This is a genomic window from Arthrobacter sp. BL-252-APC-1A, from assembly GCF_009696625.1.
Taxonomy (GTDB): Bacteria; Actinomycetota; Actinomycetes; order Actinomycetales; family Micrococcaceae; genus Arthrobacter_B.
On sequence record NZ_VULS01000011.1, the window covers coordinates 73,157 to 96,212 of the forward strand.

The window sequence follows — 23,056 nt, forward strand, 5'->3', positions numbered from 1 at the left end:
CCGGGTCGGGTGCCCGCAGCAGGCTGCCCTGACGGGTGCCCGCCGGGGGCGGCGTATGACATGCTGGGAAGCGTGAATGAGACTCTTTCAATTGTGATCTATGTGGTCATTGGGCTGGCTGTTGTCGGTTCGCTGGCAGCCCTGCTGGTCCGCACGCGCCGCACGCCCAAGGGAATGTACCCGACGAAGCGCGACGCTGATGACCTGCCCGGCGGCAGCGGCGCAACCTCCGTCCTGGACCGCCCCGGCACTGCCGCGCCGGAAGCCGAACCAACGGTCACGGTGCCGGATGACCTGCGGGACCTTGAAGAAGCTCCCGCAGAGCCCGCCGCTCCGGCCCTGGAAACCCCTGAACCGGTTCAGGGCAGGCTTGCGCGGCTGCGTGCCCGGCTGGCGAAGTCCAACAACGCGCTGGGCAAGGCGCTGCTGGCACTGCTCTCCAGCGACAAGATCGATGAGGACGTCTGGGACGAGATCGAGGAAACCCTGCTGCTGGCAGACCTCGGCACGGAACCCACCATGGAACTCGTTGACGCACTGCGCGAGCGGGTCCGGATCTCCGGCAGCCGTGACCCGCAGGAAGTCCACGCGATGCTGCGCGAGGAACTGATCAAGCTGGTTGACCCCTCGATGGACCGTTCACTGGCCGTGGAGCGGCATGCGGACAAGCCCGCCGTCGTTATGGTCGTGGGCGTCAACGGTGTCGGCAAGACCACCACCGTGGGCAAGCTGGCGCGCGTCCTGGTGGCAGAGGACAAAGACGTGCTGCTGGGCGCGGCAGACACGTTCCGTGCCGCTGCCGCTGAGCAGCTGGCCACGTGGGGCCAGCGCGTGGGCGTGCCCACCGTGCGTTCGGAAGTGGACGGCGCCGATCCGGCGTCGGTCGCGTTCGAGGCCGTGAAGGCAGGCATCGACGGCGAAGTGGACACCGTGCTCATCGACACCGCCGGGCGCCTGCAGAACAAGGTGGGTCTGATGGACGAACTCGGCAAGGTCAAGCGGGTCATCGAGAAGCAGGCAGAGGTTGACGAAGTCCTGCTGGTGCTCGATGCGACCACCGGCCAGAACGGCCTCACCCAGGCGAAGGTCTTCGCCGAAGTCGTAAACATCACCGGCATCGTCCTGACCAAGCTGGACGGAACCGCCAAGGGCGGAATCGTCGTCGCGATCCAGCGCACCCTCGGTGTGCCGGTGAAGCTGGTTGGCCTGGGCGAAGGCCCCGACGACCTGGCTCCGTTCGACGCCGAAGGCTTTGTGGACGCTCTGCTGTCCTAGCGCACTGCCGAACCCAAACGCAAAAGGGCTCCCGCACATAGGTGCGGGAGCCCTTTTTGCTGCAGGCGAGCCGGCGCTAAGGCTGAAGCTGGAAGTTCAGAACCGTCACTGTTCCCGCCGTCAGCGAGAAGGTCTGAGTCGGTGAGCCGTACTCAAAGCCCGGCAGGGTCAGCCGCTCGGCTACCGGTCCCGGTTCAGCAGGCTGTCCGTCAATCAGCGTGCCGTCCTCCGAGGCATAGGAAGGGCCGGTCATCTGGGACATGGCGGCCGTCAGGGGACGTCCGGGCAGCTCGAGCGTGACCTCCATCTGGGCATCAGTTTCAGGATTGTTGGCGTTGATGATGATGACGCTCACACTTCCGTCGTCGTGGCGGACAGCGTAGGAGTGGCTGAGCCCACCGCCTTCTTCGGCGGATTTCAGGAACTCGCCGGGTGCCATCTCGGCAACCATGGAGAGACCGAAGAAGTTGGCCCGTTCGTTCACCTCGCCGTTGGGCTGCAGGTATTCACCGCCGGTGCAGATGGCGGACATGGGCGGGCCGCCCGTGCACGTGATCAGCGAAGAGTGGAAGCTCATGCGGGTGATGCCCAGCTGGGCCCCGCCAAGGGCGTAGTCAGCTGCCCACAGTGCGGAGGCGTGGGTTTTGGTTGTCTCGTTCGATCCGGGGCAGGCAGAAATGCCCGCCTCAGTGATCCAGGTTTCCAGTCCGGCCGCATTCGCAGGTTCCAGAGCAGCTTCGCGGTATCCGTCGCCATGGTCATGGATGCGCTGGGCCATCAGGTTGGCCAGGGTCGGTTCACCGAACGGATCCGCCTTCCCGTCGCAGACAGAGAGCGGATAGTGGTGGAAGGAAAAGATCTTTTCCTGGGGAAGGTCCACCTTGGTGAAGGGCTCCCACCAGGGCTGGGTGTACACGCCGGGCCCAATGATCTTCACTTCCGGTGCCGCTGCGTAGATGGCATCAGCGTAAGCCTTCAGCTCAGTGAGATAGTCATCCTTGGTCCAGCCTTCATCACGCACTCCGTTGTGCGGGTATCCGTTGGGTTCATTGCCCACGGTGATCCCCACCAGCCGGTCTCCGAAGATCCGTGCGGCGTGGCCTGCCATGTCGGCTGCACGTGCTGGGTCGTAGTGCCCAAGATCCACCGTGAGGTTTATTGTGCCGTCGATGGCTTCCAGCAGCGTTGCTACCCGTTCAAGGTCTCCCGGGGTCACTGCCCGCACCGGGTGCGCCTTGTCCCCCTTGAGGTTCCCGGGGAGAGGTTCCCCTGTGGAGGTCCAGAAGAAGCGGCGGTCGACGGCATTCCCGCCGAACCGCAGCAGGGGTTTGCCCAGGCCGCTTAGGGACTGGACCATTTCCGGATTGTCACCCGACAGGGCCGGATCAGCCAGGTCAGTGGCTTCCAGGGACAGGCCGACCAGGCCTTCCTGAAGGAACGTCCCCGTGGAACTGGCCTCGACGTTCAGTGCCAGCGGTTCCACTGCGTTCAGCGGTGATCCGGCGGGAGGGCCGGCCTGGTTGTAGTAGGTGAATTCCGGTGCCGGAGGCAGAGGAGCGGGGCTTTCAACAACCGTCTCGACGTTGGCAGCGTCTGCCGGCTCGGCGTCGTCGTTGTTGAGAACCAGGGGTACGGTAATGCCCGCGGCGATCACCACGGCCGCAGCGGCGGTCCCCGCGATCCACTTCCGGCGGGGCTTCCTCCGGTCCCGGGGACGGACGGAGTCCGCTCCGCGGCTGCCGGCGTGCGGATCTGGTCCGGGCACAGGGGTGTTCTCGGGCATAAGGGGTTGTTCCTCCGGGAGGTAATAGAGACTCAGGAACATCCTAGCTGTGCCTCCAGTTGCCTCCGGGCAATACCCACAGCGGGTCCACAGTTGCAGGTAACCTGCCCGAAACGCGGCTGACACGGCACTTTTACCCGGCGCCGAAGTTTGTAATGTCCCGGCAACACCCCCGGCTGAATACCGAAACTTCGCCCCGGCAATGTTCTTCGTAGCGCGGGAGATGCCCGCAGAACGTGGAAGGACATGAAGATGGATCTGACTGCAGGTCACGTCTGGGTGATGGTATCGGCGGCGCTGGTGCTGCTCATGACCCCCGGACTGGCATTCTTTTACGGCGGCATGACCAGGGCCAAGGCAGCCCTGAACATGATGATGATGAGCTTCGTTTCAATCGGACTCGTTGGGGTGGTCTGGGTCCTCTGGGGCTTCTCCATGAGCGGCGGCGACGGCGTAGCAGGGCTCTTCGGAAATCCCTTCGCGTCCTTCGGCCTGGAAGACCTGATCGGTACCGAAGACATGATCGGCGCCGGCTTCGGAGCTACCTTCGCAATCATCACCGTGGCCCTGATCAGCGGCGCTATTGCTGACCGCGCCAAGTTCAGCGCCTGGGCCGTCTTCGTGCCGGTCTGGGTCACCCTGGTCTACTGCCCGCTGGCCTTTATGGTCTGGGGCGGCGGCCTGCTGGGTGAAGAAGGTGCCATCGGCTCCGTAGTTGGTGAAGCCATCGACTTCGCCGGCGGAACCGTGGTCCACATCAACGCCGGTGTGGCAGCCCTGGTCCTGGCACTCATCATCGGCAAGCGCCGCGGCTTCGGCTCCGACCCGAGCCACCGCCCGCACAACATCCCGTTCGTGATGCTCGGTGCCGCAATGCTCTGGTTCGGCTGGTTCGGGTTCAACGGCGGCGCTGCCGGCACTGCTGAGGAAGCAGGCCTCATCTGGGTCAACACCCTCGCCGCTCCCGCGGCCGCCATGGTCGGCTGGCTGATCACCGAGCGCGTCCGTGACGGCCGGCCCACCTCCCTGGGCGCAGCTTCGGGCATCGTGGCCGGTCTGGTGGCCATCACGCCGGCCTGCGCCAGCGTCTCCCCGATCGGGGCACTGGGACTGGGCCTGGTTGCCGGTATCCTCGCCGCGCTCGCCGTCGGACTGAAGTACAAGCTCGGCTATGACGATTCCCTCGACGTCGTCGGCGTGCACCTGGTCGCCGGCCTGGTCGGCACCGTGGCCATCGGTTTCATCGCCCTTCCGGTTGACGGTGAAGGGGGCGGCCTCTTCTATGGCGGCGGCTTCGCGCAGCTCGGTGCGCAGATCGTGGCCACCGTCGTTGCAATCGTCTTCTCAGCGGTGATGACCCTCATCATCGGCCTGGCCATCCACAAGACCATGGGCTTCCGGGTCACCGAGGAGCAGGAAATCAACGGTGTAGACCTCAGCGAACACGCTGAGACCGCCTATGAACTTGGCGGAATCGGCGTAGGCGGGTCCTTCCGCCCGGTAGCCGAGTCCACCACCGCGCCCATCAAGGAGAGCGTCAACTCATGAAACTCGTAACCGCAATCGTCCGGCCGGAAAAGTTCGACGCCATCCGCGGCGCCCTTGAGAGCTACGGCGTCCAGGGCCTCACCGTCAGCCAGGCCAGCGGCTACGGCCGCCAGCGCGGCCACACCGAGGTCTACCGCGGCGCTGAATACACGGTGGACCTGCTGCCGAAGCTGCGGGTGGAAGTACTGGCCGCCAACGAGTGGGTCAGTGACATCGTGGACGTGCTTGTTTCCACCGCGAACACCGGCCGCGCAGGTGACGGCAAGGTATGGGTGACGAACGTGGAGGAAGCGCTGCGGGTACGCACCGGCGAACGGGGCGATTCCGCGCTGTAGCCAGCCGCCGTAACCAGCAGGCAACCACAGGGCATCTCCTAAGAAGCCGCCCGGTCGAAAGACCGGGCGGCTTCTATGCGTCAGCGGAGCGGTCAGAGGCTTCCGCGGCTGGACTCCCAGCCGGAAGGCCCCTGCGTACCCGCGGCGTACGTTCCCATCGGAACCTCAATCGAACGCCAGGCGGCGAGCACCGGATCCACAATCCGCCAGCATTCCTCCGCAATGTCCCCGCGGACTGACAGCAGCCGGTTTCCCTCGAGCACCGCTTCCAGCACCTCCCCGTACGGTGTGAGCTGGGAGGTGTGCAGCTCCGAGGAGAGAGCGCTGCGGTCAAGCCTGAAGATGTCAGCAGGTCCGTTGACGTTCAGTTCCAGCTCCAAGTAGGCGGGGTTGAACGAAATGCGGAGCCGGGACGGCAGGGTGGTTGACCCGGTGAAGCCTTCCGGCAGATGGTTCACCGGGCGGAACGTGACCACTGCTTCCTTCCGGGTCCGGGCCTGGGCCTTGCCCGAGCGCAGGATGAACGGCACACCCGCCCAGCGGTCGTTGTTGATGGCAATCTCAATCTCCGCCAGGGTCTCAGTGTTTCGCGCCGGCTCCACTCCGGGGGAGTCGGTGTACCCCTCGATTTCCTTCCCGTCGATCATGCCGGCGGTATAGCGGGCACGGCGGCTGGACCTGCGGAAGTCCCCGCTGACCGAGGAAGCGCGCAGGGTGGCTGCCACCAGATCCCGCACATCCCGCTCGCCCAGGGTGGCGGGAGGGCCTATGGCCATAAATGCCATGGTGTGCAGCAGATGGCTCTGGATCATGTCCTCCAGCGCCCCGGAGGTGTCGTAGTACTTCGCCCGCCCTTCGAGTGCCAGCTGCTCGTCAAAGACGATCTCCATCTTCTCGATGTGCAGCGAGTTCCAGATCGGTTCCAGCAGCCGGTTCGAAAAACGCATTCCGACAATGTTCATGACCGTTGTCATGCCGAGGAAGTGGTCCACCCGGAAGATTCTTTCCTCCGGAACCAGGGAAACCAGCCTGCGGTTCAGATCCCGGGCCGATGCCTGGTCTGAACCAAACGGTTTTTCCAGGACCAGCAGCGTTTCCGGCGGAAGGTCCCGGGGCGAGAGGCCTTCCACCGTTTGCAGCGTGAGTTTCGGAGGTAGGGCGAAGTACACGGCCAGCGGCGGCTCAAGCTCCAGCAAATCGGGTCCAAGCCCGCTTGGGCTGGCCAGATCCAGCTGGAGGTAGGAGCTGCGCTGCACCGCGGCGTCGAGCTCCCTGCGTGCGTCCGCCGAGGCTGCCTCATACTCGGAGGAAAACGAATCCCTAACCCGCTGCTTCCACTCGTCCTGACTCCAATCCCGAGACCCTGAACCGACAACCACCAGCCCCGGCGCGCGCCCGCGGGCTATCAGCCGGGCAAGCCCGGGCAGCAGCAGCCGGTGCGAGAGGTCTCCGGTTCCGCCCAGAATCAGCAGCGTCTTCACGCGGGACGACGGCGTTGCGTTGGCAGCCATGATTCCAGCGTGCCACCGCGGGCCCATCCGCATAAGGTTCATGCGGCCAATACCCACCCGCGCTTGGTACCCTTAACAGCTGGGCCTGGCAAACATGGCGAACTACCCGATGAAAGAAGTGCGCAGCGCGTGTTCAATTCACTGTCTGACCGGTTGACTTCCACGTTCAAGAACCTGCGTGGCAAGGGACGGCTGAGCGAAGCCGACGTCGACGCCACAGTGCGGGAAATCCGCCGTGCCCTGCTCGACGCCGACGTCGCAGTTCCCGTGGTCCGTGCCTTCACCGCCTCCGTCAAGGAGCGCGCCCTCGGCTCCGAGGTTTCGCAGGCGCTGAACCCGGGCCAGCAGGTCGTCAAGATCGTCAACGAGGAACTTGTTGGCATCCTCGGCGGCCAGACCCGCCGGCTGAACCTGGCCAAGAACCCGCCCACGGTCATTATGCTGGCCGGTCTGCAGGGTGCCGGTAAGACCACCCTCGCCGGCAAGCTCTCCCGTTACCTCAAGGACCAGGGCCACAGCCCGCTGCTGGTCGCCGCAGACCTCCAGCGCCCGAACGCCGTCAAGCAGCTCCAGGTCAACGGCGAACGTGCCGGCGTGCCGGTTTACGCTCCGCACCCGGGTGTCAGCTCGGAGTTCGAGGCAGCAACCGGCGACCCGGTCGCCGTCGCACGCCAGGGCGTGGAAGAAGCACGCACCAAGCTCCACGACATTGTTATTGTGGACACCGCCGGCCGCCTTGGCGTTGACGCGGAACTGATGCAGCAGGCTGCAGACATCCGAGCCGCCATCACCCCGGACGAAGTCCTCTTTGTCATTGATGCCATGATCGGCCAGGACGCCGTTGCCACGGCCCAGGCGTTCAACGAAGGCGTGAACTTCACCGGCGTCGTGCTGACCAAGCTCGACGGCGATGCCCGCGGCGGCGCCGCACTCTCCGTCGCCTCGGTGACCGGCAAGCCGGTGATGTTCGCATCCACCGGTGAAGGTCTGAAGGACTTTGAGGTCTTCCACCCGGACCGCATGGCCAGCCGCATCCTGGACATGGGCGACATCCTGACGCTCATTGAGCAGGCAGAGAAGTCCTGGGACAAGGACGAAGCGGCCCGCATGGCCAAGAAGTTCGTCGACCAGGAAGACTTCACCTTTGAAGACTTCCTGGCCCAGATGCAGCAGCTGCGCAACATGGGCTCCATGAAGAAGATGCTCATGATGATGCCCGGTGCCGCCGGGATGCGCGAGCAGCTGGAGAACTTTGACGAGCGGGAGATCGACCGCGTTGAGGCCATGGTCCGCTCCATGACCCCGCACGAGCGTGTTGCCCCGAAAATCATCAACGGCTCCCGCCGTGCCCGCATTGCGCGTGGTTCCGGTGTGCACGTCTCTGAGGTCAACGCCCTGCTGGAGCGCTTCACCCAGGCACAGAAGATGATGAAGAAGATGGCCGCCGGCGGCGGCATCCCCGGTATGCCCGGCATGGCAGGACCCGGCGGCTTCGGCGGCGGCTCGCGTAAGAAGCAGCAGGCTGCCAAGGGCAAGAAGAAGGCCCGCTCCGGAAACCCGGCCAAGGCAGCGCAGGAACGCGCTGAGGCCGAGGCACGGAGGGCAGGTGCCCGCAGCGCGCTGCCAACCGGTTCCGCTTTCGGGCAGCAGGGCGGGGACTTTGACCCGTCATCGCTGAACCTGCCCAAGGGCTTCGAGAAGTTCCTCGGCAAGTAACACACATACATACGCGCGGCCGGTCCGGGTCTTCCCGGGCCGGCCGCGCGCGTCCGCCGGGAGACTAGGCTGGTTTGATGGCTCAGCAACGGATTGTCTTTGTGCACGGTGCGGGCCGCTTCGGTGCTGCGGCCTGGCCGGGCCAGCACGCCCTGGCGCGCAGTTACGACTGCCTCTTTCTTCGCCGCGCCGGTTACGGCCTCAACGTTCCGCCAGCCCCTACGGACCATGCCGCCGACACCGCGGCTATCCTTCAGGCACTGGGCCAGGGCGGACACGTGGTGGCACACGCTGAAGGTGCCGTGTCCGCGATGATGGCAGCTGTCAGTGACCCGGCCCGGGTGCATTCCCTTCTCCTGTGTGAGCCTGCCGTCTTTTCACTCACCCGGGACCTGCCGGCAACCGCCGCCCGGCGTGCCCTGCTGGATCCGCTCTTCCGGGCCGCCGCAGGACTCACTGACGAAGAGTACGGCCGCGAACACGCGCGCCTGGTCTTCTCTGCCGAGTCTGCACCAGACCCCGGCAACGATCCCCGCGCTGCTGCACGCCAGCGCCTGCAGGCCCCGCCCTGGGACGCGCCCCTGGACATCGTTCCCGGGGTTCCCACCCTTGTGCTCACGGGGGAGTGGGAGCCGCTGTATGAAGAAGTCGCAGCATTCCTTGCTTCTACCGGTGCCGAACACCGCCCCGTGGGCGGCAACCACCGCCCGCAGGACACCCCGGCAGGACGGGAAGCAATAGCGGAATTCATTGCCCGTACTGCTGCAGCACCTGCTGCCGCCGGCTGTGCCTGAAATCCGGCCGGCCCGGCCTGCGGACGTGGTGCTGCTGCCTGCCCTTGAAGCGGCGTCGGACACCCTTCTCGCGTCCCGGCCCGAAATTCACGCCGGGCTCCTCGGTACCCTTCCGCCGCCTGCGTCACCCCGGGACCTTGCGGGGTCCCGGCACCTGCTGGTCGCTGGCAGCCCGCCGGCCGGCTTCGCCCGGCTCGAGGAGGTGGGCGGCTGTGCACACCTGGAGCAGCTCTCCGTTCATCCCGACGCAGCAAGGGCAGGACTGGGACGTGCCCTTGTGGCGGCTGCCGTGCAGTGGGCGCGGAACGAAGGGTACCCGGCGCTGACGCTGTGCACGTTTGCCCGGGTCCCGTTCAACGCGCCCTTCTACCGCAGCTGCGGATTCAGCGAAGTTGAACCGGCCGGTGAGCTGGCAGAGGTGCGGCGGCATGAGGCGGAACTGGGTTTGGACAGCATCGGGGAACGCGTTGCCATGCGCCTTGAACTGGGTTCCGCCGGGCGGGCTGCAGCAGCTGCTGGAAATTAGCTGAAGCTTCAAGTAATGTATAAAACATGAACCTTCAAGTAAATGCCCAGGACCTGCTGCCCGCGAACCTTGCTATGGGGACCGTGATGCTCAAAGTGGGGGACATGGAGAAGGTCTCCGGCTACTACCGGCAGGCGCTTGGCCTGCAGGTAGTAGCCGAGGCTGACGGTGGCATGTACCTTGGCCGCGGCACTGTGCCGCTGGTGCATTTGGCGCCCGCTGCCGGGCTGCAGGTTCCATCCCGCGGGGAAGCCGGCCTGTTCCACACCGCCATCCTCTTCGAAACCCAGGCGGACCTGGCCGCTACAGTGGCCCTCGCGGCACAGTTCGACCCCTCGGCTTACGTCGGCAGTGCCGACCACCTGGTCAGTGAAGCGTTCTACTTCACCGATCCGGAAGGCAACGGAATCGAGCTGTACTGGGACCGTCCCCGCGAAGCCTGGGACTGGGACGACACGCCGCAGGGGCGCACTGTCCGCATGGCTTCCCTGGCCCTGCCGCCCCAGCAGTACTTCCGAACGCACCTGAGTGAAGACGCCCTGGCCCGCACACCGGAGGCCGCAGCCGGCGTCGGCCACGTTCACCTGCAGGTTGGCGACACGGATACTGCTGCCGCCTTCTATGTGGACACCCTCGGATTCGAACGGACTGCCGACTTCCACGGGCAGGCTCTTTTTGTCTCCGCCGGCGGATACCACCACCACATGGCCATGAATGTATGGAACAGCCGCGGAGCAGGCCCGCGCCGGGACACCCTCGGCCTTGGTGAGGTGCTGATCAGCGTTCCCGGGCAGGACGACGTCGGATCCCTGGCTGACCGGCTGAAGTCCGCAGGCATTGCCAGCCATCACACCGGTGCCGAGCTGCGTTTCGAAGATCCCTGGCGCAACCGCATTCGCGTCGCCGTTGCCTGAGGACCCCTTGGGTGCCCGGCGCCGCCGGTTTTGCAAAGTGGATGAATGCTGGTCGCGCGGCACCCCATGCCCGGGGTTGCTGCCCCGCCGCAGCAGCGCGAGTCGCGAAACGCGGAGTCATCTGGCACAATGGACAGGTACTCGATCTGCGTGGCCCCTCTCTCCGTGCAGCATCTTGTCCTTTTGAACCCCAAACGTTATGGCCCGCCCCACGGGAGCAGAAGTTCGGGTTCGCCCCATTTCAGATCAGGAGTGACCACAAAAGTGGCCGTAAAGATTCGCCTTAAGCGCCTCGGCAAGAAGTTCTCAGCACACTACCGCGTTGTTGTCATGGATTCCCGTGCCAAGCGCGATGGCCGTGCCATCGAAGAAATCGGACTGTACCGTCCGACCGAGGAGCCGTCGTACATCGACATCAAGTCCGACCGTGCGCAGTACTGGCTCGGCGTCGGCGCCCAGCCGACCGAGCAGGTCGCAGCACTGCTGAAGATCACCGGTGACTGGCAGAAGTTCAAGAACATCGACGGCCAGGAAGGTACCCTGCGTACCAAGGCTCCGAAGGAGCCCTTCGTGGCCCCCGAGAAGAAGTCCGTGATCGTTCCCGAAGCAATCACCCCGAAGGCCAAGAAGGAAGAGGCAGAAGCCGCTTCCACTGAGGCTGAGGCTGAGTAGATTGCTGGCCGAAGCGCTGGAGCACCTCGTGCGCGGAATCGTTGACTCCCCTGAGGACGTCAAGGTTTCCGCCAAGAACAACCGCCGCGGGGAAACCCTCGAGGTCCGTGTTCACCAGGACGATCTTGGCCGGGTTATCGGCCGCCAGGGACGCACCGCCCGCGCACTGCGCACGGTGATTTCTGCCCTGGCCGGCAGCGACCAGGTCCGCGTCGACGTCGTCGACACCGACCGCCGCCGCTGACGCACCAGCAATTCCAAGCAGTTCCAAACATCCGGCCCCGCCACCAGATAATGGTGAAGGGGCCGGATGTTTTTTTCGGCTCCGGCTTTTTGGCCGCGCCCAACGACCCTAGGAGAATCCATGCAGTTACAGGTGGCACGCATCGGCAAGCCCCACGGCATCCGTGGCGAGGTGACCGTGCAGGTGCTGACCGATGCCCCTGAAGACCGCTTCGCGCCGGGGGCAGTCCTTACCGTTGAACCGGCAGCCAAGGGACCGCTGACGGTCCTCAGCGCCCGCTGGAACAAGGACATTCTCCTGCTGGGCTTTGAGGAAATCGTTGACCGCAACGGCGCCGAGGAAATCCGCGGCGCCAAGCTGTTCATTGATACCGAAGAAGCGGAAGAGGACGACGGCGCAGAGGGCTGGTACGAGCACGAGCTCGTGGGCCTGAAAGCCAAGGTTGGCAGCGACGTCGTTGGTACCGTCACGGCACTGCGGACACTCACCGTCCAGGACCTGCTGATTGTCGAAGACACCAAGGGGCAGGAGATCCTGGTGCCGTTCGTCGAGGCAATCGTTCCTGAGGTCAACACCGAAGAGGGGTACGTCCTGCTGACTCCTCCGCCGGGCCTTTTTGAACTGAACCTGCCCGAAGCCGGCAAGGACGGGGCCGAACGCTAAGTGCGCATTGATGTTTTCTCCATCTTCCCGGAGTACCTTGCCGCCCTGGATCTTTCCCTGATCGGCAAGGCCCGGCAGGACGGGCTGCTGGACGTACGCGTCCAGGACCTTCGTGATTTCACCACTGACCGGCACCGCACCGTTGACGACACCCCCTACGGCGGAGGTGCAGGCATGGTTATGAAGCCCGAGCCTTGGGCGCAGGCCCTCGCGACCGCGCTCGACGGCGCCCCGGAGCCGGGCGTGAAGCCCACGCTGATCGTTCCGTCACCGGCCGGAGAGGTCTTCACGCAGCAGACGGCGTACGAACTCGCCGCCGCCGAGCACCTGGTCTTTGCCTGCGGCCGCTACGAAGGCATCGACGAACGCGTGCTGGAATGGGCAGGGGAGCACTTCACCGTCCGCCCGATGAGCCTGGGCGACTATGTCCTGAACGGCGGCGAAGTTGCCGTGCTGGCCATGGTTGAAGCGGTCGGACGCCTGGTGCCCGGCGTCGTCGGCAATCCGGAATCCCTGGTGGAGGAATCGCATTCGGACGGCCTGCTGGAGTACCCCGTGTACACCAAGCCCTCGCAGTGGCGTGAGCGGGCAATTCCGGAGGTGCTGCTGAGCGGCAACCACGCAAAGATTGCCCGGTTCCGGCGCGATGAGCAGCTCCGCCGTACTTCCGAGCGCCGGCCGGACCTGATTGCCAAACTGGACCCGGCCAGCCTGGACAAGGCAGACCGGGCCACTCTGGCTGCACTGGGCTGGACTGTCACTGAAGGCGCCGTCCTGCCGCAGGCCTGAGCCTGCCGGTTGGTGGGGCCTGCCCAGCTGTGGCAGAATAGAGAGTTGTGTCATCTGGGTCCGCACCTGCCACAGGGGGAGTGAGGCCAACAGCAAGACACACCGGCAACCGATTCCCGGAACGCCGGTTATATAGCTTCGGCAGCATCTGTGCACCTTCGGGTACATCCTTGCCGCCGTTACCAAAGTGGATGACCTGTGGCGTCCACCAGGAGTGAGTAACAATGCACATCCTAGATTCTCTTGATGCAGCTTCGCTGCGTTCGGACATCCCCGAGTTCCGCGCCGGTGACACGGTCAAGGTTCACGTGAACATCGTTGAAGGCAAGAACACCCGTGTTCAGGTCTTCCAGGGCTTCGTCATGAAGCGCCAGGGCGACGGCCTGCGCGAGACCTTCACGGTCCGCAAGGTCAGCTTCGGTGTTGGCGTGGAGCGTACCTTCCCGGTGCACTCCCCGGTTATCGACAAGATCGAGGTCGTCTCCCGCGGTGACGTCCGCCGCGCAAAGCTGTACTACATGCGCGACCTGCGCGGCAAGGCTGCCAAGATCAAGGAAAAGCGCGACTTCCGTCCCGCCAAGTAATTTTCTTGTCGCAGACATCCGCGGACGGGGCTGGCCCCCGGAAGCACACGAAACGCCAGTCCATTGCGGGCTGGCGTTTCGTGCTCTGGGCCCTGGCCGGCGCCGTCGTACTGGCCGGGCTGGTCCGTGCCTTCCTCCTGGACGTTTACTACATCCCCTCCGAATCCATGCAGCCTCTGCTGGAGCCGGGGGACAGGGTACTCGTCTCCCGCACTGAGTACCGCGGATCCGGGATCCAGCGCGGCGACGTCGTAGTTTTCGACGGCCGCGGGTCCCTGGCCCCGCTGCACAGCTCCGACCCTTTCCTGAAACAGGCACTGGATTCAACTGCCCAATGGCTCGGCCTGGCGGGCAGCGACACCGTGTACATCAAGCGGGTTATCGGCGTTCCCGGCGACCGCGTGGCGTGCTGCACTGACGGCATGCTGACCGTCAATGGACAGCCAATTCGTGAGCCTTATCTCTTCCCCGGTGATACCGGGAGCGAAACGCCGTTCGACGTCGTTGTACCCGAAGGCCGGCTGTGGCTGCTCGGCGACCACCGCTCTGATTCAGCAGATTCGCGCAGCCTGCTCGGCGCCCCGGGCGGCGGGCTGATTCCCGAAGAGCGTGTGATCGGCCGCGCACAGCGAATCCTCTGGCCTTTCGAAAGAAGTACCGAGATTGAGCGACTAGAGTTGGACACCGTATGGCATTCAGCGGAATAAGAGGACAACACATGGCGCAGGACTTCCCGGACGATCCCACCGGCGGGACCGCAGACTCCGGTGAAGCGCGCTCCCAAGCCGCCCACGCCAAGGGCAAGGACGGCAAGAACAGAGGCTTCGGCGCCTGGCTGCGCGAAGTCGTCATCATTGTTGCCATCGCGCTGCTGCTGTCCTTCCTGATCAAGACTTTCCTTTTCCGGGCGTTCTTCATCCCCTCCGGCTCCATGGAGGAAACACTGGAGATCGATGACCGGATCTTCGTGAACCTGCTGGTCCCGGAGCCCTTCGACCTGGCGCGCGGCGACGTCGTTGTCTTCAAGGACACCCAGGCCTGGCTGCCTGCCACCCAGCAGGACGACGGCGGCAACATCCTGGCCGATGCCCTGACTTTCGTGGGGCTGCTGCCGGACGAATCCGAGCAGCACCTGGTCAAGCGGATCATTGGTATGCCGGGGGACCATGTTGTGTGCTGCAATGCTGACGGCAAGGTGACCGTCAACGGCGAGCCACTGGATGAGCCCTACCTGTATCCCGGTGCGCAGCCGTCCGAGATCCCGTTCGATGTGGTGGTCCCGGAGGGCAAGGTCTGGGTCATGGGTGACCACCGCAACGCGTCGGCGGACTCCCGTGAACACCAGAACGGACCGGGCGGCGGATTCATCAACATCGAGGACATTGAGGGCAAGGCGGCTGTCATCGCCTGGCCGCTGGGCCGGGCAGGCTTCATTGGCAGCTACCCCGAGGTCTTCGAAAACGTACCTGATCCGTCCGGGGCGGAAACGGCGTCCAAGTGACCAGCCAGGCAGATCCCGCCCTGCGGGCACCTTCGGGGGCCACCGCAGCAGGAGCACCCCGTCCCCGGCGTGCCCGGAGTGCCGCAGCCAAGGGCCCGACACTGCGCTTTGAGCGGACCTTTGCCGCGATGGGGCACCGGGTGCTGGCCGGCTGCGATGAGGTGGGCAGGGGAGCCCTCGCCGGTCCGGTAAGCGTAGGCCTGGTTGCTGTGCAGCTCGAGTCCGTCCGCGCGCTCAAAGGCGTCCGGGACAGCAAGCTGCTGACTCCCGCAGACCGGCAGACCCTGGTTCCGCTCATCAAGAAATGGTGCCCGGCCTGGGGAGTTGGACACGCCAGCGCGGCGGAAATCGATCTCCTGGGTCTGATGGGGGCCCTGCGGCTGGCCGGCACGCGTGCCTGGACCCAGGTCTGCGAAACCCTCACACCCGACGTCGTCCTCCTGGACGGCAACCACAACTGGCTTTCACCCGAAATGCAGGCGAGCCTGTTTGACGAGCCGTCTGATGATGACGACGCCGCCTGCACTGCACCGGTGCACACGCGGATCAAAGCGGACATGACCTGCCTCAGCGTTGCGGCAGCCTCTGTCCTGGCGAAGGTGGAGCGGGACGCCATGATGGTGGAGTACTCCTCCCTGCACCCGGAATACGGCTGGGACGTCAATAAGGGATACGCCACCGAAGCACACCGCGCAGCCATCGATACACTCGGACCTTCACCGTTGCACCGCCTGTCCTGGCGGCTGGGAACAGGACGAACAGACGAAGATGGGCCCGCACCGGGCCCGGTTGGGGGATGATGGTGCAATGAGCGCAGAGGATCTTGAGAATTACGAAACAGATATGGAGCTGCAGCTCTACCGCGAATACCGCGACGTTGTGGGGCTGTTCAGCTACGTGGTGGAAACGGAACGGCGCTTCTACCTGGCCAACCACGTAGACCTGCAGGCACGCAGCGCCGACGGCGAAATCTACTTCGACCTGACACTGCAGGATGCCTGGGTCTGGGATGTCTACCGGTCCGCGCGGTTCGTTAAAAGCGTCCGGGTCATCACCTTCAAGGACGTCAACGTTGAGGAGCTCACCCGCAACGACGACCTCACCCTGCCCAAGGCGGACGAACTCGGCTAGTCGTCCGTCAGGGGCCTGCCGGGTCCAGCCGGCGCCTGCGGAACGCTGGGCAGCAGGGCCAGGCAGTCGCTCCACAGGATCCTGGGGACGCGCGGGGCGTCCGATTCCAGCTCCGAAAACCAGCCGTCCACCATTTCTCCGCGATGGGCCAGCAGCCGCGGAACTGTTACGGGCAACGGAAACCCGTTGCGCCACACTGCTTTGTAACTCCCCAGATTCCCCACGTTGGCGGTCCAGTTCAGGCTCTCCCAGCCCAGCGTGTCGAATGCGTAGGAGACGGCCAGCCGGACAGCCCGGCTCATCAGCCCCTTGCCGCGAAACCGCGGCGACGTCACGAACCCGAGGCTTCCGGTGCCCGCGCCCTGCCGGCGCAGGTCGATACTGCCGGCATACTCTCCGTTTTCTTCCAGTGCCCAGGACACAATGTCCTGCTGCGGAACCCCGACGGCGGCGATGTAGTTCAGCGCCATCTCACGCGTGTAATCCAGCGGCACGGTGGTCCAGGCAATGGTCAGCGAATCCCGTGAGCGTTCCACCACGGCATCCGCATCGGACTGCAGATGAGGCCGCAGCAACAGCGACTCATCCTGCAGCATTGGGATCCCAAGCACCATTGCCCAAAGGTACCGCGCCGCCCTTGGCTGCCGGCATCTTAGACTGCCTAGATGGCTGCATCCACGCCTGATCCGCTTCCCCGGCACAACCGGGATCTGTCCGGTGTGCTTTCAGGGGTGCGCATCTATGCGCAGCTTAAGCCCGACGGCGCGGGGCTGGACAGGCTGCTGCGTCTCCAGTCCGCCGTGCGGGAAAGGGCCCCGCGGGCCCGGCCGGTCAGCTCCGGCAGGGTGCACCTGACCCTGATCCACTTCGGGAAGGCCGACGAGGCCTATGACCGGCTCGCGAAGGCCACCGGGGTCTCCAGAGAGGTCTTCGTGCTGGCACTTGCCGATTATCTGGACGAATCCGAGGCAGCACTGCCGGCACAGGATTTTGTCCTCTTTCCCCGTGGTTTGGCCGGCTTTGGCCGCACAGGTTCAACGCTGGCGCTGGAATTCGATCCCACACCGGATCTTCGGGCCGTGCACGAGGCGCTTTACGGGCTGCTGCTTCTGTTTCTGGACCGCTGCGGGGTACCCGATCCGGCAGCTTACGCAGCACAGGATCCGGCACTTGAGTTTTCCTCAGTGCTGAGGCCGCACATCAGCATCCTCCATGGTTTTCCCGGGGCCGGCCCTGACGCTCCGCCTCTGCCGGTTCCAGACGGCGGGCCCTTCCGGCTGCGGCCCCTGCCGGTACTGTACCGCCCCTGAGTCTTCCGGACTCTTCCTATCCTGCACAGGCAGTCCTTCCGTGTGTGCGCCAGCTCGTTCTGTCCACACATGCCTCCGCGGCCGGTCCGGGAGGAGCCCGGACCGCACAGACTCGGGGCATGAAAGCCAAAGACCAGCTGGGCAGGGCCGGCGAGGAGTTCGCCGCGGAGTATCTGTCTGCCGCCGGCTATGACGTCCTTGAACGCAACTGGCGGTGTCCGCAGGGAGAAATCGACGTGGTCGCCAGGGATGGGAACACCCTGGTTATCACCGAGGTAAAAACAAGGTCGTCCCTGGACTACGGACATCCATTTGAAGCGGTGACCGCGGCCAAGCTCAGCCGCCTCTACCTGCTTGCGGCTGCCTGGATCAGGGAACATCCAGCCGAATGCAGCCGCTGGCGGGTGGACGCGGTGTCCGTGCTGCTGCCAGGTGCCGAGCAGGAACCTGTGATCGAACACCTGAAGGGAATTGGCTGATGAGTCTGGGCAGGACCTACGGCATAGGACTCATTGGACTGGAGGGTCGGATCGTGGAAGTTGAGGCGGACATTGGCCAGTCACTCCCGGCCTTCATCCTCCTGGGGCTGCCGGATGCCTCCCTGAACGAGTCCCGCGACCGGGTCAAGTCAGCGGCAAAGAACGCGGGACTGCCGCTGAGCCGGCGCAAGATTACCGTGAACCTGATGCCCGCAGATGTCCACAAACGCGGATCAGGGTTTGACCTGGCGATCGTTATGGCAGCACTTGCCGCGGCCGGAGATGTCCGGGGCACCGGCAGGACTGTCTTCCTGGCTGAATTGGGGCTGGATGGCAGGCTGCGTCCCCTGCGTGGCGTGCTGCCTGCCGTCATGGCCGCCGTCGACGCCGGATTTCCGGACGTTGCCGTAGCCGAACCCAACGCCTCCGAAGCGGCGCTGGTGCCGGGTGCCCGGGTACGCGCTTTTGGTTCGCTTGCTGCGGTTGCGCTGGCGTACGGGGCGCGGGCGGATCTGCTGGTCTTTCCCCCGGCGGATGATGCATGGGACACGGACATCCCGGAGTCCCCCTCAGCTGCTGCCGTCCCCGACCTTGCCGACATCGCCGGGCAGGACGAGGCCAGGTTCGCCCTTGAAGTGGCCGCTGCCGGGGCGCACCACCTTCTGATGACAGGCCCGCCGGGAGCAGGGAAGACCATGCTGGCTGAGCGGCTGCCCGGCCTGCTGCCGGACCTCGCCGATACTCCGGCAATGGAAGTGACGGCAGTCCACTCACTCGGCGGCAGGGGGGCGTCCTGCACGAGCCTGATCCGGCGCCCGCCCTTCGAAAGTCCGCACCATACAGCCACTGCGGCAGCGGTAATCGGCGGAGGGAACGGCATACCCCGGCCGGGCGCAGCGTCGCGTGCCCACCGCGGCGTGCTCTTCCTCGATGAAGCGCCGGAATTCGAAGGGCGGGTGCTGGATGCACTCCGCCAGCCGCTGGAGAACGGTCAGCTTGTCCTGCACCGGGCCGCCGGAACTGCGGTCTATCCGGCCCGATTCCAGCTGGTCCTGGCCGCCAATCCGTGTCCCTGTGGGCTGGCCAGCGGAAAGGGGACTGAGTGCACCTGCACACCGCAGCAGCGGAGGCGATACTTCAGCAGGCTTTCGGGGCCGCTCCTGGACAGGGTTGACCTGCAGCTGGAAATCCGCCGGATCTCACTTCAGGACTTCGCAGCCGCCGGTACCGCAGAACCAAGTGAAGCGGTGGCAGGCCGGGTGGCACAGGCCAGGGAACGGCAGGCGGACCGGCTTGGGCAGCTGGGCTGCGAAACCAATTCCGAGGTGCCAGGCACTGTTCTCCGGGGAGCCCTGAGGCCGGCCCGAAGCAGTACTGCGGCCCTGGACCGTGCTATGGACCGCCAGACCCTCACAGCACGCGGGTATGACCGGGTGCTGCGGGTCGCATGGTCAGTTGCGGACCTGGCCGGCCATGACAGTCCGGACGCAGACGACATCGGCCAGGCACTGGGCTTCCGGCAGCAGGCGGTGGCCGCATGAACGACCTGGAGCCGATCCTTCTCGCGCGGGCGGCCCTGTCCAGGCTCATCGAACCCTCCGACACCATTGGCCAGGCCCTCGTAGCAGCGGCGGGCCCGGTGACTGCGGCCCGCGTTGCCGCGGGCCACCAACAGGCCGGTTCCGCCCTCCGCCGTGCCACCGCCGCACTGCTGGATGAACGCGGGATACCTGCCACCGGACGTGCATTTGACGAAGCACTTCAGCGATGGCATCCGCGCGCCGCCGATCTGGCACCCCAGCGGGACCTGCAGACGGCCTCCCGCTTCGGCGGACGCGTGCTGGTCCCGGAGCAGGAAGGCTGGCCCGCAGCGCTGGCAGACCTTGGACAGGGCATGCCGTTCTGTCTCTGGAGCCGTGGTGGAGGCACGGTGCCGCCAGCCGGAAACTGCCTGGCACTCGTCGGCTCACGGGATGCGACCTCCTACGGCCTCGCGATCACGGGAGACCTCGCCGCCGGACTGGTGCTTCGCGGTAAGACGGTTATCTCCGGTGGTGCCTACGGGATCGACGCGCAGGCTCACCGCTCGGCGCTGGCAGCAGCCGGAGGGACTACGGCCACAACACGTGCTGCCCGCGGCGGCGACCGTTCGGCCGAAGCGGGCAGCACCGTACCTGAAGCCGCTGATGCGCCGCCAACCATAGCTGTGATGGCCGGCGGCATCGACAGGTTTTACCCGGCCGGGAATGAGGACCTGCTGCGTGCTGTAGCGGACACGGGGTTGGTTCTCAGCGAGGTACCGCCTGGCTCGGCACCCACGCGCTGGCGGTTCCTTCAGCGGAACCGTCTGATTGCAGCGCTGAGTGCGGCCACGGTGGTGGTTGAAGCCAGATGGCGGTCCGGTGCCCTGAACACTGCACATCACGCCGCGGCACTGGGCAGGGGGCTCGGAGCAGTGCCGGGGTCCGTCTACTCGGCGAACTCCGCCGGATGCCATCGGCTGCTGCGTGAGGGGAGCGCTGTCTGCGTCACTGACCCGGCCGAGATCCTGGAGCTGGCCGATCCTTTCACCCTCCTGCCGGCCAGCCCGGACTCAGGCAAGGAAAGCGCTGTCCTTCCAGCCGTTCATGACGGACTCTCCCCGCCAGACATTCTCCTTCTCGACGCCCTGCCGCTGCGGAAGGGCGCACTGCCCCAGAAACTTGCCGTCGTCGCAGGACTGGACCCGCCGGCCGTGCGTGCAGGGCTGGCGAGACTAGAACTCGCCGGCCTGGCGCGCAGGACGGGGGCCGGACTATGGCAGCGGTCTCACCGCAGCAAACAGCAGGAAAACACAGGGACAGCCAGCACAGAACATAACGGAGACTGAAATGCGCACACACAAAGTGATCTACTCGCCGCTTGGCATCCTCACCCTCATCGCGGAGGACGGGGCACTCATTGCGGTCGAGACAGCACCTATGGGAGGGGAACTGCCGGACACAGCCCGTTTGGGCCTTGCAGCCGAGAACGGATTCGAGGCCGCCGAACGCCAGTTCGAGGAGTACTTCGCAGGGCGCCGGTGCTGCTTCGACCTGCAGGTACTGCAGGCGGGAACGCCGTTCCAGGAACGGGTCTGGGAAGCTGTGAAAGCCATCCCATACGGACAGACACGCACCTACAAGCAGCTGGCCCTCGCTTTGGGGGACTCATCCAAAGCGCGTGGCGTGGGTGCCGCCCTGTCACGCAGCACCCTGGACATTGTGGTGCCGACCCACCGGGTCGTCGGCAGCAAAGGAGCGCTCACCGGCTACTCCGGGGGAGTGGACGCGAAACGGGCACTGCTGGAGCTGGAGGCGGCTCCGGGGAATGAAGTGCTTCGACAGCAGTGCTCCGGGGCCGGTGTGCCTGCTTGAAGCTGCCGCGGAAAGCGGCGAAGGTGGGACAGTGAGCAATACCAGCAAGCCCGATCCTCCAGCCGGTACGCCTAAAACCAGGCCGGCAGAGTACGCCCGGGCGCTGGAGTCCTTCTGCAGCTACCTCACCTCGGAACGCGGCCGCTCCGAGCATACCGTCCGGGCCTATGAAGGTGACGTCGCCGGGTTGCTGGACTATGCCGCCGGCCTCGGTCTGACGACCCTTGCTGACATAGACCTGCACGTCCTGCGAAGCTGGCTCGGCACGCTGAGCGACAGCGGCCTGGCGCGCGCGACGATTGCCCGGAGGGCAGCAACCGTACGTTCCTTTACCGGCTGGGCCATGCGGGAGGAACTGATTGCGGCGGATCCCGCTTTGCGGCTCAAAGCTCCCAAACGGACAAAAACCCTTCCAGGTGTCCTGCGTCCGGCCCAGGTCGAATCCCTGTTCGAGGCTTTGGCTGAGGCCGCCGCGGAGGGAGGCCCGGTAGCGCTCCGGGACCGGGCCGTGGTGGAACTGCTGTACGCCACCGGAATCCGGGTAGGCGAACTGGCCAGCCTGGACGTTGATGACCTGGACCAGGACCGCAGGACACTGCGCGTAGTCGGAAAAGGCAACAAGGAAAGAACCGTCCCCTACGGACTTCCAGCGGCACTCGCCGTCGACGACTGGCTCCGCCGCGGCCGGCCCGCACTGGCCGGGGACGGCAGCGGGTACGCGCTGTTCCTCGGACAGCGCGGACGCCGGATCGATCAGCGGCAGGTCCGGTCGGTGACGGCCGCTTTGTTTGCCGCTCTCGGGGACACCTCGGCAACAGGCCCCCACGCCCTGAGGCACAGCGCTGCCACCCACCTCCTGGACGGCGGTGCGGACCTTCGCAGCGTGCAGGAAATCCTGGGGCACAGCAGTCTCGCCACCACCCAGCTGTACACACATGTCTCCGTGGACCGTCTGCGCAAAAGCTACCAGCAGGCACACCCGCGGGCCTGAGAGACGCCGCGGCACTGCGCGCAACCCGATTCACTTACAACCAAGTAGTTTCATTGGCGTAATTGCGTAACATGCGGCACAATGATGCTAGGTCTCACGTCTGCAGCCTATGCTTTCTGCAGATTGCGAGAGTATTACGGGCTCAGAACTTCCATACCGTGCAGTGCAGGTCGTTGGGGAAGACGCACCTACAGCTACGGAGGATGGAATGACTGTTGTGATGGCGCACGGCGTATTGTTCGTGCACTCAGCCCCTTCTGCGTTGTGCCCGCATATCGAATGGGCCATCGAATCCGTCGTTGAAAAGCGCACGGACTTTGAGTGGACCCCGCAGCCGGCCGCTCCCGGAATGGTCCGGGCGGAACTCGCCTGGGCCGGCCCGCAGGGTACCGGCTCGCTGTTGGCTTCAGCGCTGCGCGGCTGGGCCCACCTGCGCTATGAAGTCACCGAAGACCCCAGCGCCGGATCCGACGGAAGCCGCTGGTCGCACACTCCGGAGCTCGGGATTTTCCACGCCACCACGGACGTGCACGGAAATATCATGGTCTCTGAGGACCGGATCCGGTATGCCTACGAAAACGGAGCCGGAGATCCGGCCGCCGTCTACCACGAACTCTCGCTGGCACTCGGCGAAGCGTGGGACGATGAACTTGAGCCGTTCCGCCACGCGGCAGACGGCGCTCCCGTCCGCTGGCTCCACCAGGTCGGTTAATTAGGCGCCAGTTCAACAACTTACTCCGCAGCCAAAAAGGCCGGGACCCCCGTGAGTGAACTGCTCCCCGAAAGTTGGACTGGCCAAATAAGATCCTAGGCCGCGAGGGCCTGAGCACGGTATTGCACCGGGCTCAGGCCCTCGAGCTTTGTCGAGATGCGTTCATTGTTGTACCAGCCGATG

General features: G+C 65.2%; 27 protein-coding genes. 23 read left to right on the forward strand and 4 right to left on the reverse strand.

Annotated features, from left to right (window positions below):
* Window positions 1-72: 72 nt before the first annotated feature.
* Window positions 73-1,275, forward strand: coding sequence for a signal recognition particle-docking protein FtsY (gene ftsY, locus FYJ28_RS15170; RefSeq protein ID WP_055242128.1), 1,203 nt, complete (start codon window positions 73-75; stop codon window positions 1,273-1,275).
* A gap of 76 nt (window positions 1,276-1,351) precedes the next feature.
* Here the strand turns inward: ftsY and FYJ28_RS15175 are convergent, their stop codons facing one another.
* Window positions 1,352-3,058 (reverse strand): hypothetical protein, encoded by a 1,707-nt coding sequence (locus tag FYJ28_RS15175; protein ID WP_229780500.1) that lies wholly within the window; start codon window positions 3,056-3,058, stop codon window positions 1,352-1,354.
* 252 nt (window positions 3,059-3,310) lie between these two features.
* Between FYJ28_RS15175 and FYJ28_RS15180 the strand changes: the two genes are divergently transcribed.
* Both FYJ28_RS15180 and FYJ28_RS15185 read left to right on the forward strand, forming a co-directional pair.
* On the forward strand, window positions 3,311-4,606 hold the full coding sequence (locus FYJ28_RS15180) for an ammonium transporter (protein WP_055242132.1): 1,296 nt from the start codon (window positions 3,311-3,313) through the stop codon (window positions 4,604-4,606).
* Complete coding sequence (locus FYJ28_RS15185) at window positions 4,603-4,941, forward strand: P-II family nitrogen regulator (RefSeq protein ID WP_055240813.1); 339 nt, start codon at window positions 4,603-4,605, stop codon at window positions 4,939-4,941. The genes FYJ28_RS15180 and FYJ28_RS15185 overlap by 4 nt, the downstream gene beginning before the upstream one ends.
* 92 nt (window positions 4,942-5,033) lie before the next feature.
* Here the strand turns inward: FYJ28_RS15185 and FYJ28_RS15190 are convergent, their stop codons facing one another.
* Window positions 5,034-6,452 carry a glucose-6-phosphate dehydrogenase gene (locus FYJ28_RS15190; RefSeq protein WP_154579897.1) on the reverse strand — a complete coding sequence of 473 codons (1,419 nt, stop codon included), beginning with the start codon at window positions 6,450-6,452 and terminating at the stop codon, window positions 5,034-5,036.
* 129 nt (window positions 6,453-6,581) lie between these two features.
* Here FYJ28_RS15190 and ffh point away from each other — a divergent pair, with 129 nt between their 5' ends.
* From ffh to FYJ28_RS15255, 13 genes are all read left to right on the forward strand, one after another.
* On the forward strand, window positions 6,582-8,168 hold the full coding sequence (gene ffh / locus FYJ28_RS15195) for a signal recognition particle protein (RefSeq protein WP_326831758.1): 1,587 nt from the start codon (window positions 6,582-6,584) through the stop codon (window positions 8,166-8,168).
* A gap of 77 nt (window positions 8,169-8,245) precedes the next feature.
* Window positions 8,246-8,962 (forward strand): alpha/beta fold hydrolase, encoded by a 717-nt coding sequence (locus FYJ28_RS15200; RefSeq protein ID WP_154579899.1) that lies wholly within the window; start codon window positions 8,246-8,248, stop codon window positions 8,960-8,962.
* The gene (locus FYJ28_RS15205; protein ID WP_229780501.1) at window positions 8,919-9,488 is read left to right on the forward strand and encodes a GNAT family N-acetyltransferase; all 570 of its coding nucleotides are present in this window, start codon (window positions 8,919-8,921) and stop codon (window positions 9,486-9,488) included. Before FYJ28_RS15200 ends, FYJ28_RS15205 begins: the two co-directional genes overlap by 44 nt.
* 26 nt (window positions 9,489-9,514) lie before the next feature.
* Window positions 9,515-10,402: a VOC family protein gene (locus FYJ28_RS15210; RefSeq protein WP_154579900.1), complete on the forward strand. Its 888-nt coding sequence runs from the start codon at window positions 9,515-9,517 to the stop codon at window positions 10,400-10,402.
* Between the two features lie 264 nt (window positions 10,403-10,666).
* Window positions 10,667-11,074 carry a 30S ribosomal protein S16 gene (gene rpsP, locus FYJ28_RS15215; RefSeq protein WP_055240818.1) on the forward strand — a complete coding sequence of 136 codons (408 nt, stop codon included), beginning with the start codon at window positions 10,667-10,669 and terminating at the stop codon, window positions 11,072-11,074.
* Window position 11,075: 1 nt separating this feature from the next.
* Window positions 11,076-11,318, forward strand: coding sequence for an RNA-binding protein (locus FYJ28_RS15220; protein WP_055240819.1), 243 nt, complete (start codon window positions 11,076-11,078; stop codon window positions 11,316-11,318).
* A 120-nt stretch (window positions 11,319-11,438) separates the two neighbouring features.
* Entirely contained in the window at window positions 11,439-11,981 is a 543-nt protein-coding gene (gene rimM, locus FYJ28_RS15225; protein WP_154579901.1) for a ribosome maturation factor RimM, read from the forward strand.
* The gene (gene trmD / locus FYJ28_RS15230) at window positions 11,982-12,770 is read left to right on the forward strand and encodes a tRNA (guanosine(37)-N1)-methyltransferase TrmD (RefSeq protein WP_055240821.1); all 789 of its coding nucleotides are present in this window, start codon (window positions 11,982-11,984) and stop codon (window positions 12,768-12,770) included.
* Between the two features lie 224 nt (window positions 12,771-12,994).
* Window positions 12,995-13,354: a 50S ribosomal protein L19 gene (gene rplS, locus FYJ28_RS15235; protein WP_055240822.1), complete on the forward strand. Its 360-nt coding sequence runs from the start codon at window positions 12,995-12,997 to the stop codon at window positions 13,352-13,354.
* A 62-nt stretch (window positions 13,355-13,416) separates the two neighbouring features.
* Complete coding sequence (lepB, locus tag FYJ28_RS15240; RefSeq protein WP_326831759.1) at window positions 13,417-14,061, forward strand: signal peptidase I; 645 nt, start codon at window positions 13,417-13,419, stop codon at window positions 14,059-14,061.
* Between the two features lie 11 nt (window positions 14,062-14,072).
* Window positions 14,073-14,855 (forward strand): signal peptidase I, encoded by a 783-nt coding sequence (lepB, locus tag FYJ28_RS15245; RefSeq protein ID WP_229780502.1) that lies wholly within the window; start codon window positions 14,073-14,075, stop codon window positions 14,853-14,855.
* Between the two features lie 128 nt (window positions 14,856-14,983).
* Window positions 14,984-15,655, forward strand: coding sequence for a ribonuclease HII (locus FYJ28_RS15250; protein WP_055242138.1), 672 nt, complete (start codon window positions 14,984-14,986; stop codon window positions 15,653-15,655).
* 7 nt (window positions 15,656-15,662) lie between these two features.
* The gene (locus tag FYJ28_RS15255) at window positions 15,663-15,986 is read left to right on the forward strand and encodes a DUF2469 domain-containing protein (RefSeq protein WP_154579903.1); all 324 of its coding nucleotides are present in this window, start codon (window positions 15,663-15,665) and stop codon (window positions 15,984-15,986) included.
* Here FYJ28_RS15255 and FYJ28_RS15260 read toward each other — a convergent pair.
* Window positions 15,983-16,600 carry a GNAT family N-acetyltransferase gene (locus FYJ28_RS15260; RefSeq protein ID WP_154579904.1) on the reverse strand — a complete coding sequence of 206 codons (618 nt, stop codon included), beginning with the start codon at window positions 16,598-16,600 and terminating at the stop codon, window positions 15,983-15,985. The two genes, FYJ28_RS15255 and FYJ28_RS15260, sit on opposite strands and share 4 nt — an antisense overlap.
* A 51-nt stretch (window positions 16,601-16,651) precedes the next feature.
* Between FYJ28_RS15260 and FYJ28_RS15265 the strand changes: the two genes are divergently transcribed.
* The 7 genes from FYJ28_RS15265 to FYJ28_RS15295 all read left to right on the forward strand — a co-directional run bounded on the left by FYJ28_RS15265 (window position 16,652) and on the right by FYJ28_RS15295 (window position 22,873).
* Window positions 16,652-17,296, forward strand: a complete 645-nt coding sequence (locus tag FYJ28_RS15265; protein WP_154579905.1) for a hypothetical protein — start codon at window positions 16,652-16,654, stop codon at window positions 17,294-17,296.
* A 119-nt stretch (window positions 17,297-17,415) separates the two neighbouring features.
* Window positions 17,416-17,775 (forward strand): YraN family protein, encoded by a 360-nt coding sequence (locus FYJ28_RS15270; protein ID WP_154579906.1) that lies wholly within the window; start codon window positions 17,416-17,418, stop codon window positions 17,773-17,775.
* Window positions 17,775-19,316, forward strand: coding sequence for a YifB family Mg chelatase-like AAA ATPase (locus tag FYJ28_RS15275; protein WP_154579907.1), 1,542 nt, complete (start codon window positions 17,775-17,777; stop codon window positions 19,314-19,316). Before FYJ28_RS15270 ends, FYJ28_RS15275 begins: the two co-directional genes overlap by 1 nt.
* Entirely contained in the window at window positions 19,313-20,644 is a 1,332-nt protein-coding gene (locus FYJ28_RS15280; protein WP_154579908.1) for a DNA-processing protein DprA, read from the forward strand. Before FYJ28_RS15275 ends, FYJ28_RS15280 begins: the two co-directional genes overlap by 4 nt.
* 1 nt (window position 20,645) lies before the next feature.
* Window positions 20,646-21,170 carry a methylated-DNA--[protein]-cysteine S-methyltransferase gene (locus FYJ28_RS15285; RefSeq protein WP_154579909.1) on the forward strand — a complete coding sequence of 175 codons (525 nt, stop codon included), beginning with the start codon at window positions 20,646-20,648 and terminating at the stop codon, window positions 21,168-21,170.
* A 31-nt stretch (window positions 21,171-21,201) separates the two neighbouring features.
* Window positions 21,202-22,161, forward strand: a complete 960-nt coding sequence (locus FYJ28_RS15290) for a tyrosine recombinase XerC (RefSeq protein WP_414826579.1) — start codon at window positions 21,202-21,204, stop codon at window positions 22,159-22,161.
* A gap of 208 nt (window positions 22,162-22,369) precedes the next feature.
* Complete coding sequence (locus FYJ28_RS15295; RefSeq protein WP_055240830.1) at window positions 22,370-22,873, forward strand: DUF3145 domain-containing protein; 504 nt, start codon at window positions 22,370-22,372, stop codon at window positions 22,871-22,873.
* A 95-nt stretch (window positions 22,874-22,968) separates the two neighbouring features.
* Here the strand turns inward: FYJ28_RS15295 and FYJ28_RS15300 are convergent.
* Window positions 22,969-23,056 (reverse strand): IS3 family transposase (locus tag FYJ28_RS15300; RefSeq protein WP_154578246.1); only part of this gene is annotated, 88 nt, incomplete at its 5' end.

Coding starts and splice junctions, on each gene's coding strand:
- FYJ28_RS15175 (WP_229780500.1), bottom strand. CDS start 3,058: ATGCCCGAGAACACCCCTGTGCCCGGACCAGATCCGCACGCCGGCAGC.
- FYJ28_RS15180 (WP_055242132.1), top strand. CDS start 3,311: ATGGATCTGACTGCAGGTCACGTCTGGGTGATGGTATCGGCGGCGCTG.
- FYJ28_RS15185 (WP_055240813.1), top strand. CDS start 4,603: ATGAAACTCGTAACCGCAATCGTCCGGCCGGAAAAGTTCGACGCCATC.
- FYJ28_RS15190 (WP_154579897.1), bottom strand. CDS start 6,452: ATGGCTGCCAACGCAACGCCGTCGTCCCGCGTGAAGACGCTGCTGATT.
- FYJ28_RS15200 (WP_154579899.1), top strand. CDS start 8,246: ATGGCTCAGCAACGGATTGTCTTTGTGCACGGTGCGGGCCGCTTCGGT.
- FYJ28_RS15210 (WP_154579900.1), top strand. CDS start 9,515: ATGAACCTTCAAGTAAATGCCCAGGACCTGCTGCCCGCGAACCTTGCT.
- rimM (WP_154579901.1), top strand. CDS start 11,439: ATGCAGTTACAGGTGGCACGCATCGGCAAGCCCCACGGCATCCGTGGC.
- rplS (WP_055240822.1), top strand. CDS start 12,995: ATGCACATCCTAGATTCTCTTGATGCAGCTTCGCTGCGTTCGGACATC.
- lepB (WP_229780502.1), top strand. CDS start 14,073: ATGGCGCAGGACTTCCCGGACGATCCCACCGGCGGGACCGCAGACTCC.
- FYJ28_RS15250 (WP_055242138.1), top strand. CDS start 14,984: ATGGGGCACCGGGTGCTGGCCGGCTGCGATGAGGTGGGCAGGGGAGCC.
- FYJ28_RS15255 (WP_154579903.1), top strand. CDS start 15,663: ATGAGCGCAGAGGATCTTGAGAATTACGAAACAGATATGGAGCTGCAG.
- FYJ28_RS15260 (WP_154579904.1), bottom strand. CDS start 16,600: ATGGTGCTTGGGATCCCAATGCTGCAGGATGAGTCGCTGTTGCTGCGG.
- FYJ28_RS15265 (WP_154579905.1), top strand. CDS start 16,652: ATGGCTGCATCCACGCCTGATCCGCTTCCCCGGCACAACCGGGATCTG.
- FYJ28_RS15270 (WP_154579906.1), top strand. CDS start 17,416: ATGAAAGCCAAAGACCAGCTGGGCAGGGCCGGCGAGGAGTTCGCCGCG.
- FYJ28_RS15275 (WP_154579907.1), top strand. CDS start 17,775: ATGAGTCTGGGCAGGACCTACGGCATAGGACTCATTGGACTGGAGGGT.
- FYJ28_RS15280 (WP_154579908.1), top strand. CDS start 19,313: ATGAACGACCTGGAGCCGATCCTTCTCGCGCGGGCGGCCCTGTCCAGG.
- FYJ28_RS15285 (WP_154579909.1), top strand. CDS start 20,646: ATGCGCACACACAAAGTGATCTACTCGCCGCTTGGCATCCTCACCCTC.
- FYJ28_RS15295 (WP_055240830.1), top strand. CDS start 22,370: ATGACTGTTGTGATGGCGCACGGCGTATTGTTCGTGCACTCAGCCCCT.